The 15,354-nt window shown below is 32.1% G+C and carries 12 protein-coding genes; 10 read left to right on the top strand and 2 right to left on the bottom strand.

The features are described from left to right. Positions 1-320 precede the first annotated feature (320 nt). Entirely contained in the window at positions 321-1,145 is an 825-nt protein-coding gene (locus tag QZU90_RS05175) for a hypothetical protein (RefSeq protein WP_296855929.1), read from the bottom strand. 686 nt (positions 1,146-1,831) lie between these two features. On the opposite strand from QZU90_RS05175, the gene QZU90_RS05170 reads away from it, so the two are divergent. Both QZU90_RS05170 and thiC read left to right on the top strand, forming a co-directional pair. Beyond that, positions 1,832-2,761, top strand: coding sequence for a carbohydrate kinase family protein (locus tag QZU90_RS05170; protein WP_296855927.1), 930 nt, complete (start codon positions 1,832-1,834; stop codon positions 2,759-2,761). Positions 2,762-3,238: 477 nt separating this feature from the next. After that, complete coding sequence (gene thiC / locus QZU90_RS05165; protein WP_296855925.1) at positions 3,239-4,537, top strand: phosphomethylpyrimidine synthase; 1,299 nt, start codon at positions 3,239-3,241, stop codon at positions 4,535-4,537. A 161-nt stretch (positions 4,538-4,698) separates the two neighbouring features. On the opposite strand, the gene QZU90_RS05160 is transcribed toward thiC, so the two are convergent. Further along, positions 4,699-5,634 carry a LysR family transcriptional regulator gene (locus QZU90_RS05160; RefSeq protein WP_296855923.1) on the bottom strand — a complete coding sequence of 312 codons (936 nt, stop codon included), beginning with the start codon at positions 5,632-5,634 and terminating at the stop codon, positions 4,699-4,701. Between the two features lie 246 nt (positions 5,635-5,880). On the opposite strand from QZU90_RS05160, the gene hxlB reads away from it, so the two are divergent. The 8 genes from hxlB to moaA all read left to right on the top strand — a co-directional run bounded on the left by hxlB (position 5,881) and on the right by moaA (position 15,081). Then, positions 5,881-6,471 carry a 6-phospho-3-hexuloisomerase gene (hxlB, locus tag QZU90_RS05155; RefSeq protein WP_296855921.1) on the top strand — a complete coding sequence of 197 codons (591 nt, stop codon included), beginning with the start codon at positions 5,881-5,883 and terminating at the stop codon, positions 6,469-6,471. A gap of 147 nt (positions 6,472-6,618) precedes the next feature. Then, entirely contained in the window at positions 6,619-7,191 is a 573-nt protein-coding gene (locus QZU90_RS05150) for an FmdE family protein (protein WP_295607998.1), read from the top strand. 865 nt (positions 7,192-8,056) lie between these two features. Continuing rightward, on the top strand, positions 8,057-8,878 hold the full coding sequence (locus QZU90_RS05145; protein ID WP_296855920.1) for a formate/nitrite transporter family protein: 822 nt from the start codon (positions 8,057-8,059) through the stop codon (positions 8,876-8,878). A gap of 517 nt (positions 8,879-9,395) precedes the next feature. Then, positions 9,396-11,447, top strand: a complete 2,052-nt coding sequence (fdhF, locus tag QZU90_RS05140; RefSeq protein WP_295608003.1) for a formate dehydrogenase subunit alpha — start codon at positions 9,396-9,398, stop codon at positions 11,445-11,447. 21 nt (positions 11,448-11,468) lie between these two features. After that, positions 11,469-12,677, top strand: a complete 1,209-nt coding sequence (locus QZU90_RS05135; RefSeq protein WP_295608005.1) for a Coenzyme F420 hydrogenase/dehydrogenase, beta subunit C-terminal domain — start codon at positions 11,469-11,471, stop codon at positions 12,675-12,677. A 402-nt stretch (positions 12,678-13,079) separates the two neighbouring features. Beyond that, a complete protein-coding gene (mobB, locus tag QZU90_RS05130; RefSeq protein ID WP_295608007.1) occupies positions 13,080-13,787 on the top strand; it encodes a molybdopterin-guanine dinucleotide biosynthesis protein B in 708 nt (235 codons plus the stop codon). A gap of 71 nt (positions 13,788-13,858) precedes the next feature. Beyond that, entirely contained in the window at positions 13,859-14,044 is a 186-nt protein-coding gene (locus tag QZU90_RS05125) for a hypothetical protein (RefSeq protein ID WP_295608009.1), read from the top strand. Between the two features lie 104 nt (positions 14,045-14,148). Beyond that, entirely contained in the window at positions 14,149-15,081 is a 933-nt protein-coding gene (gene moaA / locus QZU90_RS05120; protein ID WP_295608010.1) for a GTP 3',8-cyclase MoaA, read from the top strand. Positions 15,082-15,354 lie beyond the last annotated feature (273 nt).

Here is a 15,354-nt window from a genome sequence, read left to right as displayed (position 1 = left end):
ACCTGGACCAAAACTTTTTCCCCGCTTTTGAGCTGAAGCTCAAAAACTGGACCAAAATTTTTATTAATGGTTGTGAGTAAGTCACTTTCAACTATTTTTCTTATTTTTTATTATCTATTTTCTATTTTTGTAAATTTTTATACCTCATCTTTCCATTATTTTTAAAATAATCCTACAATTATTTGTTCGATAATATTAAAACTTTATTATTAAAAATAGAATGTTTAGAAAAAATAATTATTCTAAAAATAGCATTGTGTGTAAATTTGTAAAAAAAGAGAAAGTGATTAATTAATAAAAATTAATTAATCGAAATACAATTATCTGCCTCGGATTTTGCTAAAGAATCCTTTGCTATCTTCTTTAAGCTGTTCAGATAATTGATTGTTTTTGTTTTTAAGAGAGTTAATTGTTTTGTCTTTTGCATTCAATGCAGTGCTTAACTTATTGTAATCTCTCTGCTTATTGTCTAATTTTTCATTTAGGTCTTTAATTTCCGCTTCTAATTTGGCGATTCTTCCTCCAACTCCTGCTTTTTCTGCTTCATACTCTGCTTGATTGGATTTGATTTTAGCATTAAGTTCAGCGGATTCCGCCTTGAGTTTTGGAATTAGATTTTCTTTCAAGTCATCAATTTCAGCGTTTTTATCTTTCAATTGATTTTGCTTTCTTTTGATTTCCTTTTCCTTGTTGTCAATGACTCTGTCTTTTGCATCCAATTCCTTGTTCAATTCCTTGATTTCCTTGTTAAGCTCATCAATAATTGATTTTTCATCTTCGCTTAATCCTTCTTCAGATGCAATTTCTACCTCTTTTTCATTAGCCTTTTCTTCAAGTTCGACAACAAGTTTCTCAATCTCATCCAATCTGACTTTAGCTAATTGAAGACCAGCACCTTTTTTTGCAACGCTTTCACTTAAGTCTGCATTGATTTCAAGCTGATCAAAATATTTCTTTGTGCTTGTTTCCAATGCATCAGTAAGTTCAATTTTAAGTGCTTTTAATTCTTTGTTCTCCTTTTTCAAATCAGGAATTACTTCATTGGTTAAATGATTCAATTCACTTGCCTGATTTTTAAGTTTCTCATCTTTTTTAGCTAATTTCTCTTTTAAAGTTTCAATTTCTTCTTCGGAAATAAAAACCACCGTCCTCTTATCAACTATCCAATATTCTAATCATAGGATATCAGAAAATCAATTATTTTTCATAATTTGTTTACTTCTCAACTTAACCATTGATTTTTTAAACAGCTAAATTGATTTTTATCTAAAAATTAAATTTTTTATAAATTTAATTAAATGTTATCTGTATATTAGTATATGGTAATTTTTAATTAATAAATTTTTTTTAATAATAAAAATGCTTTTTAATCGATTGTTCTGATTCATTTATTGTAAAAATTTTTAATTTTAAAATATTAGTTTTCAAATGCTATCGCAAGTTAAAATTATTATAAAAATAAAGTATTTATTACTTGATTCTTGATGATTTTTTTGTTTCGATTTTATTGAAAATTAGCACATAACATATGTTAATAAAAATCATTAAATATTGGGAAGTCTAAAATAATATTGTACTAATTTTAGAAAAAAATTTTTCAATTCAATAATATTTTTTGATTGAATTTTTTCTAAATTTAAATCAGCAAATATTATTTAATTCATTAATAAGATGATAATTGGCATTATTTTTTTAAAAATAATCATATTTAATCTTATTTTATCTAAAAAAAGTCATTGAGGGGAGTTTTCTTATCTTTATCAGTGATTTTTTTATTAACAGTTAAAACGGTTTAAACAGTTAAAAACAAGAGTGAAAGGGTTGTATTTATTTGAGTGTAAAAAAAGATTTATTAGCGGTGGGACATACTGCATTGGATTATATCATCACAGTTGATGAGTTTCCTAAAGCCAATAATTCTGCACCTATGAAAACCATGAAAAACTTGAATGGTGGTGCAGCAGCAAATGTTGCAATGATTGGGGCGACTTTAGGAATGAAAACTGGATTGGTTTCTGCTGTAGGATGTGAATTCATTGATTCTCATTATCACAAGAATATGCAAAAGTTAGGTGTTGACACTGAAGCTTTAATCATATCCCAAGAGGAGAGTACTCCAACAGCATTTGTAATGACTAACAACAATCAAGATCAAATCAGTTATTTCTACTGGGGTGCAGGAAAGGAGTTTCATGACAGTGAAGTTCCAAGAGATAAGATAAAGGAATTTAAGGCAGTTCATTTGGCAACAGGTGATCCTCATTTCAATTGCAAAACAGGAATCGTTGCTAAGGAAGAGGAAAGATTGGTATCCTTCGATCCAGGTCAAGACTTAGGAATGTACAGTCCTAAGAAATTGAAGGAAGTCATCTCCAATGTAAATATCTTATTTGGTAATCATCATGAAATCAAACGCATTCAAGAGTCAATGAATGTTGATATCAATGGTTTGATGGATTTAGGTCCAGAGGTTGTTCTAATGACCTGTGGTTCAAAAGGCAGTATCATCTATAGTCCTGATGAAGGCAAAATAGAAGTTGAATCTATTTATAGGCCTGCTGTAGACCCTACTGGTGCTGGAGACTCTTACAAGGCAGGATTTGTATCTAGACTTATTTACGGTGCTTCATTAGAGGAAGCGGCTAAGTTTGCTTCATCCGTTTCATCATTTGTTGTTGAAAAGCAAGGATGCCAAACAAATATGCCTACTTATGATGATGCATATAATAGAATGATTGATTTCTACAACCAATCTTTTTGAGCCTTCTGCCAAGCTTTTTAGCCTTCGGCTAAAAACCTTGTCCAAAACTTTTTCCACGACTGTGGAGTGATAATTTTTCTTTTTTCTTATTTTTTTCATAATTTTTACTAATTTTTATTCCTTTTTTATTTTTTTCATCATATTTTTCAAATTATTATCTCCTTTTTCATTTTTTAAAAAAACTTAAAATTTTATAAAATGTATTTGATATATATCAAAACTATTTGATAAAAAAGGTCTGTGAGTGCTTTATTTTGCGAATAAAGGCCATATAAAATAGATATCTTTATATAGATAAAAATATTAAATAAAATTATAAAATCAAATCAAATAGAATTAAATTAAACTTTACTTTAATAAAATATATTTGAATTTAAATTTAGAGATTCCTCAACATGATTCAAAGAAAATAAAGGATTCTTAGGAATATTGATTTTATAATAATCTAGCATAATCAAAATACAATGGAGATAAATAATGACTCAAATAAGTGATGCAAAAAAAGGCATATTAACAGAAGAAATGAAACATGTCGCTAAAATTGAAGGGGTTAGCGAAGATTTTATATTAAGCTCCGTTGCTAACGGTACCATTGTAATCCCATCCAACGTAAATAGGGATATTGAAGCATCAGGTATCGGTGCAGGACTTAGAACAAAAGTGAATGCAACTGTAGGAACATCTACAGATATCGTAAACTTTGATGAAGAGGTATTGAAAGCACAAATTGCAATTGACCATGGTGCAGACTGTTTAATGGAATTGAGTATTGGTGGAGACTTGGATGTAATCAGAAGAAGAGTTTTGGACATGTCTCCTTTGCCAGTAGGTTCCGTACCTGTATACCAAGCTGCAATTGAAAGCATTAGAGAGCATGGCTCTGTAATATATATGGATGAAGATGACTTATTCAATACCATTGAAAAGCAAGCAAAAGACGGTATTGACTTCATGGCTGTTCACAGCAGTATCAATATTGAAACATTGACAAGACTTAAAAGACAAGGCCGTGTAACTGGACTCGTATCCCGTGGAGGATCATTCATGTCCGGTTGGATTGTAGAAAATGAAAAGGAAAACCCATTATACTCTAACTTTGATTATGTATTGGAAATTGCAAAGGAACATGATGTTGTTCTTTCTCTTGCAAATGGTATGAGAGCAGGTTCAATTGCTGATTCAACCGATAGGGCTCAAATCCAAGAATTGATTATTTTAGGAGAATTGATTGACAGATCCCGTGATGCTGGAGTGCAATGTATGATTGAAGGTCCAGGTCACATTCCTATCAATGAAATTCCAACCAATGTAATGATTCAAAAGAAAATGTGTTCCAACGCTCCTTTCTATATGTTAGGGCCTATTGTATGTGATGTGGCACCTGGTTACGACCATATCGTATCTGCAATCGGTGCAGCTTCATCTGCAAAAGCTGGAGCAGACTTCATTTGTTATGTAACTCCTGCAGAACACTTGGCTTTACCATCTCCTGAAGATGTAAAAGAAGGGGTAATTGCAACTAGAATAGGTGCATATGCAGGTGACTTAGCTAGCGGCCAAATTGATGGTTCACAAGACTTGGCTATGGCTGAAGCAAGAAAAAGATTAGATTGGGAAGCTCAATATGAATGTGCAATGTTCCCTGAAGCTGCACGTGCAAAAAGAGATGAAAGACCTCCTGAAGAAGAGGACACCTGTACCATGTGCGGTAACTATTGTGCTGTAAAAATAGTAAATCAATGGTTAGACCAATCTGATTCTGAATTAATTAAATAGACAAGCTTTTTAGCCTTCGGCTAAAAACCTTGACCAAAACTTTTTCCCAGCTTTTGAGCTGAAGCTCAAAACCTGGACCAAAATTTTTTTCTAATAGTTGGGAGTAATTTTCTACTTTTCTATTTTTTTTTAATGATAATCTGATTATAAAATTTGAATACTTACCTAGTTTTCCAAGGTTTCATTGGTATAAATCCTTGTTCCCCTATTTTTATTTGCCCATCAAAAAGTAAATATTCAATTAAATTATAAATGTCATCTTTTGTATCATTGATTTGAACCAAACTTATTACGTGGCGGGTTTCATTTTTTAGGATTTCATTTCCATTGAAATAGCTTGCGTTTAAGAAAGTATAGTATTCGTCAGAGTTTTTAACAATCTTAAATGCATCAAATTGTGATTTCACTTCTCTATCTATTGTAAAATTAATGTTTTCCTGTCTTAATGTGCTCCATGCCAACCTTTGAGCACTTCCTTTGACTCCAATGAATTTCAATCCTTCCAAATCTTCTATCTTTTCAATTGTCTTTCCATGATTTGGAGAGATTAACACTAGATGGTCATATGCAATAGCTGTAAAGTTCAAGTCATTTTCAAAAGCAAGTAATGGGTCGTCCAATGCTAAAATGTCAACCAAATCCTGTTTTGCAAGCTCATATGCGCTTTCGTCATCACTGCTGTAAATCAATGTATTGAATGGCAAGTCATAACTTATTGCCTGAAGCAGGCCTGTAATGATGTGTCCTCCGGCGATTATGATCTCTTTTCTATCCTCCAATCGATTTTTGTATTTGTAGTAAATGTCCAGGAGTTCATATCCCCTTTCGCTTAATTCAGAACCGGAACCTACTGTAATGACCAATTTCTCGCCAAGTTTGTCCTCAGCATTTTTGATTCTTCTGTTAAGCACAGAGTGAGACACTTTCAATTCCTTTGCGGTTTTTCTTTGGGAATATGTTTTTGATAATGATTCCAGGGTTTCAAAGAATTTGTAATTAAATGATATTCCATCTATTTCAATTCCAATCTCAGGCTTAATGTTGTTCTTATCATCTGTGAATACATCTTCCTGATTTTGATTTTCACTGCTTGGCATATACTCCCTCTAAAATCCATTTTTAATTTGAAAATATATATTTTCTTTTATTTAAAATATTAAAAAAAGTTTTTGTTTTTAGCACTGATTAATTTTAAATATATTAATGAATATAATATTATTATCTAATTTCAAAATATTTATTAGTTAAATTGTTAAATTTTTGTTTTTTTATTTTCTTTTCATGCTTTTTAAGTTAATTTAATAATTATTGAAATTATGTATTAAGTTTAGGTAGAGATTTAAATGGAGTTTATGTTATCAGCAATTGAGGCAATTTTAGACAATATTCGTGATGCAGAAGATTATTTAGTTGAAGAGGATATAGCAAATTTTATTGAAATCATTACAACTGCAGACAACATCTTTGTAACTGGTGCAGGCAGATCTGGGCTTGCAGCTAAGGCATTTGCAATGAGATTGATGCACTTAGGTCTAAGTTCATATGTTGTAGGTGAAACCATTTCTCCAGCTATCAATGCAGGAGATTGCATTTTGGCCATTTCAGGTTCTGGAGAAACCAATACCATCGTAACCGCAGCTAGAATTTCTAAAAAAAGAGGAGCAAAAGTATTGGCATTGACCTCTTATCCAGAAAGCAGCTTAGGTCAATTGGCAGATGGTATAATTCATGTTAAAGGCAGAACAAAAGTTGAAGTGGATGATGAAAATTACCTTAAAAGACAAATTAAGGGAAATTATACTTCATTGACTCCTCTTGGAACTGCTTTTGAATTGACTTCCTTGGTTTTCCTTGATGGATTGGTTTCTGAATTGATGGAAGCTATGGGAAAAACTGAAGAGGACTTGAAAAATAGGCATACTGTTTTAGAATAAGCCTATCTATTTTCCTTTTTTCTTTTTTTAATTTTTTTATCATTCATAAAATATTCATAAATTATTCAAAAATATTTCATAAACAATTTCATTTTTTTATTTTTTTTAATTTTTCAAATTCTATTGATTTTTATTAAGGGTGTTAATATGGTAAGTGTAGAAGACTATGAAGAGCAATTAGCTAAAGCTGGTGAATTCCATGGAGAGATTTGCGGTGGGATTGCCATCGGAACCAAGCTTGCAATGTACGGTATGGAATTAATGGGCTTTGAATTGAACAAGCGTCATAAGAATCTTATCGTATTTTTGGAAATTGATAGATGCATGGCAGATGCAGTTCAAGCTGTCACCAGATGCACCATGGGTAAAAGGACCCTAAAGCAGATGTATTATGGCAAGTTTGCAGCAACTTTCTATAATATGGATACAGGTGAAGCCATCAGGGTTTCTGATGCTGATGCCAATAAGCAAGAAAAGATCAAGGAAACCAAAGATGAAATGATTGAAAGGTTTAAAATGACTCCTGCTGAAGATTTATTTAAAGTGGAAAAGGTTCATGTTGACTTAAACCCTTCTCAAATGCCTGGTAAGCCACACACCAGTGTATTCTGTTCAGTTTGTGGTGAAAAGATCACTGATGGGCGTCACTTGAATCGTGGTGGAAAGCCAGTATGCATGCCATGTGCTGAAGGGGCTTATTATGAGATCATTGATGAATAAATGCATTTATTCATTTTCATAACCCCCAACTTCCAATTTTCATTCTTCTTTTCATTAATTTTTTATTAATTTTCATTGAATTCTTTTCAAAATAAGCTTCAAATAAATTTTTCTCATTGAATTTTTTTCAAAAAAACTTTCAAATAACTTTTTTTCATTAATTTTTTACTATTTTTTAGATTATTTTATCATGATTTATCATGATTTCTTTAATGTCGGGGCTTTGTTTTAAAAAAATTTTTCAAGCAATTTTTTCTATCGTTTTACATATGTCTTTCATGTTGGGCTATTTTCGCTTATTTTAGCAAAATAACGAATTTAATTGAGTTAACTGTTGTATTTTTAAGAATTTTTTCAAGATTTTTTAATTCGTAGTGTCAATTGCTATATTCCTTATGTTCGTAATATATTTAATAATTTTTAATAGTTCAATGATATGTATATTTATTATATTCTTAAAATAAATATTTTAATTCTTTTTTAACCATTTTAAATCCTTTAATGAGGATTTTTTAATTTATCATTATTTATCAATATGAATATATTTTTATATGGAAACAAATTATTAATTTTTTATTTAATAAAATAATTTTTACTTATTTCTTTTTACACACTTTTTCACAAAAATATGGACAAATTGAATATTTTTTAATTTTTTGTTATTTTTTTATCGATATGAATTAATTTTCTATTGGAAAAAATGCACATCCTTACTATATAAATGTTTTGTTTTTATTTTAATAGCAAAGTCTTTTTATATGAATGATAAATAATTATAATTAATGCTCTCTTTATGTAAGGTTTGACATGAACCTCGAGAGTATTGATTATTATATGGGATAATTTAAAAAAGAGGTTGAGATATATGAGTTTTAAAAGTCCTGCAGATACTGCAAAAGCAATTGCATCTGCAGCTACCGCAAAAGGTGAAATGCCTATCTTAAAACTTGCTGTTTTAGGTTTCTTAGCAGGTGCTTACATTGCATTCGGTGGATTACTTGCAGAAGTAGCAAACACTGGTGCAGTAGCTGGTGGCGTACCAATAGGTATTTCTAAATTAATCTTCGGGGGAGTGTTCCCTGTAGGTTTAATTATGGTTGTTATCTGTGGATCTGAATTATTCACTGGTGACGTAATGTTTATGACTATGGGTCTTTTAGATGGTAAAACTGATATTATGGGATTACTCAAAAACTGGGTTGGATCTTGGGTATTCAACTTAGTCGGTGGTCTCTTTGTTGCTTACGTACTTGCTTACTTAACTGGTATTATGGTACCTGAAGCATTCGCTGGCGGTGCAATTACCATTGCTAACACCAAAGCTTTAGGTGGAGCAACCTTTATGGCAGCTGGAAAATCAACTGCTTCTTTAACTTGGGTACAATGTTTCCTTAGAGGTATTGGTTGTAACTGGTTAGTATGTTTAGCAGTATACTTAGCTAACGCAGCTGATGATGTAGTAGGTAAATTCTTCGGTATTTGGTTCCCAATCATGGCGTTTGTATGTATTGGATTTGAGCACAGTGTCGCAAACATGTTCTTCATCCCATTAGGTATCTTCTTAGGTGCTGAAGTAACCTGGGCACAATTCTTCATCAACAACTTAATACCTGTAACCTTAGGTAACATCGTTGGTGCTGCAGTATTTGTAGCATGTGCATACTGGTTCGTATACTTACGTGACTAAATGTACAAAATCAGTTTGGATCTAATATTCTATTAGTCAAACACAAAGGATTTTTATAAATCCCTAAATTTGTATTTACTTATTGAAATATTTGAGTGAAACCTATTTAATTCAAATATCAATAAGTATTTACATAATTTATTAAAGTTTTTAGAAATTTCTTTAAAAAATTTCAATTGAATAGAAATCATATTTATAGGGGAATTTAAAATTCCTCATGATACTTTAGAAACTTGATTGTTTCTCAATTTAGAGCTTTTTTTAAAAGACTCTAAATTTCACATTTCATGATAATATAATATTATATTATAAATGTACTTTGATATTATTGCCAATAATCTTTTATTGGATTATAACAAAAGACACAATTCACAATACTCGACACAATTCACAATAATCCAGGAAAGATTTTAATAAATTATTATTAAAAAGTTTTCAGTTGTTAGTCAATAATTGATTTTGTCAATATGTAAACTAAACAAAAATAAAACCTTGATTTTATTATGGAGATTATAAAATGGTTGAGATAAAATATGTACCATCTATTTGTCCTTACTGTGGTACCGGTTGTGGTATTAACTTTGTAGTCAAAGATGGAAAAATCATTGGTGTCGAACCATGGAAAAGACACCCTGTTAATGAAGGAAAAGTATGTCCAAAAGGTAACTTTGGATGGCAATTCATTAACCACCCAGACAGATTAACTACTCCGTTAATCAAAGAAAATGGTGAATTCAGAGAAGCTTCCTGGGATGAAGCTTTAGACTTAGTAGCTAGCACCCTTAAAAAATATGCTGACACTGACCCTAACAAATTAGGTTTCTACGCATGTGCTAGATCTCCTAACGAAAACATTTACATAACCCAGAAATTAGCAAGAGCTGGATGTGGTACTCAAAACGTAGACCACTGTGCACGTATCTGTCACGGTCCTACTGTAGCTGGTCTTGCAACCACCTTCGGTTCCGGTGCATCCACCAACGGTTATGACAGTATTGAAGAAGCTGATTTCATCTTCTGTATTGGTTCTAACAACATGGAAGCACACCCATTATTCGGTCGTAAAATTATCAGAGCTATTAAAAACGGTGCTAAATTAGTAGTAGCAGACCCAAGATACACTCCTACTGCAAAATTAGCACACGAATACATGCAATTCAAAACCGGTACTGACGTAGCTTTAATGAACGGTATGATCAAAATCATCATTGAAAACGGTTTACAAGATGATGAGTTCATTAAGAACAGAACCAAAGGTTACGAAGAAATGAAAGAAGTTGCAATGAAATACGACCTTGACAAAGTAGCAGAAATTACTGAAGCCGACCCTGAACAAATTGAACGTGTAGCTATTGAATATGCACAAGCTGAAAACGCAGCTATTGTATACTCCTTAGGTATTACCGAACACTCTCACGGTGCAGACAACGTAATGTCCACTGCTAACTTAGCAATGTTAACCGGTAACTTAGGTAAAATCGGTGGAGGAGTAAACCCATTAAGAGGACAAAACAACGTACAAGGTGCTTGTGATATGGGTGCATTACCTTCTGATTATGTAGGTTACCAAAAAGTTGCAAACCCTGAAATTACCAAAAAATTCTCAGAAGCTTACCAAATCGACTTACCAACCACTCCTGGTTTAACCTTAGTTGAAATGATGAATGCTGCTCACTCTGGTGACTTAAAAGTATTATACATCCACGGGGAAGACCCTGTACTCTCCGATGCAGATATTAAACACACCAAAGAAGCAATTGCAAACTTAGAAATGTTAATCGTTCAAGAATTGTTCATGACCGATACCGCTGCTGAAGCAGATGTTGTATTACCTGCAGCAGGTTGGGGTGAACAAGAAGGTACCTTCACTTCCGGTGAAAGAAGAGTTCAATGGTTACGTAAAGCTCAAGAACCACCTGAAGGCACTATGCTTGACTGGAAGATCATGGAAGAAATTGCTGTTAGAATGGGCAGACCAAGAGAATTATTCCACTATGAAAACGCTGCTGAAATTTGGGAAGAAATCAGAGAACTCGCTCCTTCCTACTACGGTATTACTCACGAAAGATTACTCAAACCTGAAGGTGTCCACTGGCCATGTCTTGACCCAGAAGATCCTTGTGAACCTTTAATGCACAAAGATAAATTCGCTCACCCAGACGGTTTAGGTGTATTCCAAGCATTAGAACACAAAGGTCCTGTCGAAGTTGTTGATGATGAATACCCATTACTCTTAACTACTACCCGTATCTTGTTCCACTATCACGCTGCTATGACCAGAAGATGTGAAACCTTAGATAAGGAAGTACCTACTGGATTCATCGAAATCAACACCGAAGATGCAGCAGAAAGAGGAATTCTTAACAATGAAATAGTAAAAGCATACTCTAGAAGAGGAGAAATTGAAATTCCTGCTCGTGTAACTGACGACATTAAGAAAGGTATTGTAAACATTCCTATGCACTTTACCGAATGTGCAGCTAACATGTTAACCAACTCCGATTCTTTCGACCCTAAATGTAAAATGGTTGAATTAAAAGCTTGTGCTATTCAAGTAGAAAAATTATAAGGTGAATAAGGAGTAGATAATATGGCTGTAAATGTAAATGATATGTTTTATGCATACTCTGGTAATGAAGCAATTAAAGAAAAAGGAGAATACGGTGGAGTCGTAACTACTATCATGAAATACTTACTCGAAGAAGGTATTGTTGATGCAGTAGTTGCTGTAGAAGAAGCAGCTGACTTATACGATGCTAAACCTATTCTCATCACCGACCCTGAAGATGTAATCAAATCTGCAGGATCCCTTCACTGTGGTACCTTAAACTTAGCAAAATTCGTATCCAAATACTTAGACGGTGCAAGAGATATGAAAATTGCAGTTACCACAAAACCATGTGACGCAATGACCTTAAAAGAGTTAATGAGAAAAAGAAAAGTTATCGAAGAAAACGTAATCATGATTGGTGTAAACTGTGGAGGAACCATGCCACCTGTACCAACCATGAAAATGATTAGAGACGTTTACGAATTAGACCCTGCTGACGTCATCAAAGAAGAAATTTCCAAAGGAAAACTCATTATGGAAACCGCTGATGGTGAAAAAGCAATTTCCATCGATGAACTCGAAGAAGACGGAATGGGTAGAAGAGAAAACTGTCAAAGATGTACCATGAACATCCCTACCAACGCTGATTTAGCTTTAGGTAACTGGGGAGTTATCGGTGACTTAGCTGGAAAAGCAACCTTCGTAGAAGTATGCTCCGAAAAAGGTGCAGACATCTTAGGAAAAGTAATTGATGCTGGATTAATTGAAACCCAAGCACCAATCGAAAAAGGTGTAACAATCCGTTCTAACATCGACAACATCATGGTAAAACAAGCAATGGCACAAAGAGAAAAAGACTTTGCTGGAACCTCTGGTGACATCTTAGAAGTATTCGCAGAATACAAAGAAGAATTCTCCAGATGTATGAAATGTTACGGTTGCCGTGAAGCATGTCCTCTCTGTTTCTGTGATGACTGCTGTCTCGAAGCTGAAGGTCCTGAATGGGTACCTGGTGGATACACCCCTGCAGCTCCATTCTTCCACTTAACTCGTATGGTACACATGGTAGATGCATGTACTAACTGTGGTCAATGTTCTGAAGTATGTCCTTGTGAAATTCCAGTATCCAAAGTATGGGCTACTGTAAACCAAAAAGTCAGAGACATCTTCGGTTACTACAGTGGTGTAGACAACGAAGAACCATTACCATTCACTGAATTTGGTCCTAAATCCTACAGACAATACTAGGATTGAAGATTTAAATCAAAATGGTGAAACACGATAGAATAAATTAGTTGTTGTAAAACTTTGTAATGAGCGTTTTGCTTATTATATTCGTTTTACAATTTTCTATTTTTATTCTCCTTTTTAATTAAATAATTTTTAAAATAGTCACCTCTTATTCACTCATTTCCATGAAAAACTATTTTTTAAATTATTTTTTTAAAAATAGCTATTGATTTATTTTTAAATTTAATTTATTTAGTGAAATTTTACTGTCTATTTTTTCTGATGAGTTTTGATTAATAGATAATCTAATCTATGATTGGGGACAAAAGTTTATTTAGATAAATTAAATTTAACAATAGGTTATAAATTTTATTTAATCAATCAAAGTTTTTTAAAAATTTTTTATAATTTGGTGTAAAAATGAGAATTATTTCAATTGTAGGTTTAAAGAATACTGGCAAGACATCCCTTACAAGCAAGATTATCACGGAATTAGGCAATAGGGACTTTAAGGTAGCAAGCATTAAGCATTCTCATCACCAAATGGAAATGGATCATGAGGGAACCGACACCTATAAGCAAATGGAAGCCGGTTCTGATTTTGTTGTAGGAATCGGTGGAAGAACCTATTTCAATATTAATGAAAGACTTGATTTAGAACGTATTTTATTCTTAATAAAACTTATGGAAAATCCTGATTTTGTGGTTATAGAAGGATTTAAAGCTTATCCTTATGCTAAAATAGCTACCTGTGAAGAGGTCAAGGATGAATATACAATCAAAGTTGTGAACTCTTTTGAAATCACAGATGAAGAGCTATTGGAATTGGTTGACCTTGTGGAAGAAAGATCTTACGATATTTTGGAGACATTATTTGTTAATGAATGCGGATATAATGATGCAAGTCTCATAGGTCAAGCTTTCGCACAAGGAAAATTGGATTACAATCCGGAAACTCAAGCGGAAGTCAATTTAGCTATTGATGGGGTGAATATTGGATTGAACAGATTTGTTAGCGATTACCTCAAGCAAACCATATTGGGAGTTTTGACTCCACTTAAGATTAAGGAATATGGTGTAGAGAACTTTGATGATATTGACATAACAATTAAAAATAAAAAAGAATAATATAATAGTATTTAAAAAAAATTTTATTATACTATTAGATTGTTTATTATAAAGTTTATTTAGGTGATTATGTGAGTGATAATAAAGATTTTGAAAATAAAGTTAAGTTAGTGATTAATGGAAATGATATTGAATTGAATAAATTCACTGATGATATCATTAAGGAAACTATTCTTGGGTTATTGAAAGCTATTAAAACTTCAGAATATGGTGTAGATGAAGTAAAGAATGTTGAAATTTCCATTGATAATGAATAATCATTAGATCATTTTTTTAAATTGATTTTTATAAGTTTTGTATTTTTTATTATTATTTATGATTTTATCATGTTAAAGAATGAATTTTATTTTGGGGTTTATGGATGAAGGATAAAGTAAGAGACGATTATGAAAGGCCAATTATTTCACTTAGGATTTCCATTACCAATCGTTGCAATGTAAACTGCATATATTGCCACCATGATGGTATGTTGGATTCATCTTCTGAAATGACTCCTGATGAAATTTATGAAATCTGTAGAATTGCAAAGAAATTAGGTGTTGAGAAAATACGTTTGTCTGGTGGCGAACCTTTAGTCAGGCCAGACATAGTTGAAATTGTTGAAAAAATTAATTCACTTGATTTCAAGGATATTTCAATCACAACCAATGGTATATTTTTGGAGAAATTTGCACAAGATTTAGTCGATGCAGGATTAGACAGAGTTAATGTCAGTTTAGACACACTTGATGAAGAAACCTATCAAATGATTGTAGGGAAAAACGTTTTACAAAGAGTAAAGGATGGAATTGTTAAATCTTGTGAAGTTGGTATGTATCCAGTTAAGATAAATATGGTAGTTATGAATAATATCAACAATGATGAGATCATGGACATGTTCGAATTCACTAAAGAGAATGGTGTCATACTTCAACTTATTGAGATTATAGAATCTCAAAGCTGTGATGATAATGACTTCAACTCCAAGTACCATTACCCACTTGCAGAATTTGAAAAATACCTTGCTGAAATTGCAGATGAAATCAAGGTAAGGGAATTTATGCAGGATCGTAAGAAATATTTCATTGAAGGCGGTGAGATTGAAGTTGTCCATCCTGTAGACAATACCAATTTCTGCAAGAATTGCACTAGACTTAGAATCACTCCTGAAGGAAAGATCAAACCTTGTCTTCTTAGAAACGATAATCTTGTTGACTTGGTGGAGTTCATTAGAGAAGGAGTCTCTGATGAGGAACTTGTAGACATTTTCCTTAAGGGAATCCATAATAGGGAACCTTTCTATAAGGAAGAATAGATAATAAATTTTTCATTATTTTCTATTTTTCATTATTCTCTATTTTTCATTATTTTCTATTTTTTATTATTTTTTTATAGATTATTTTAATAATCTTTTTAATATTTTTTATAAATTTTTTATATTTTTTTAATAAATTCCTCATCAATTTTTATCTTAATTTTCATTATTTTTTTATATATTTTTCATATAGTTTTTATATATTTTTCATATAGTTTTTATATATTTTTTTTTAGTGAATTTTTCCATTTTTTCATTGTTTTTTTCTTCAAA

The sequence above is a fragment of the uncultured Methanobrevibacter sp. genome (assembly GCF_902784195.1).
In the GTDB taxonomy this organism is placed as follows: Archaea; Methanobacteriota; Methanobacteria; order Methanobacteriales; family Methanobacteriaceae; genus Methanobrevibacter.
Note: the sequence above shows the minus strand (reverse complement) of the source record. Positions and strands in the feature narration are given on the sequence as shown.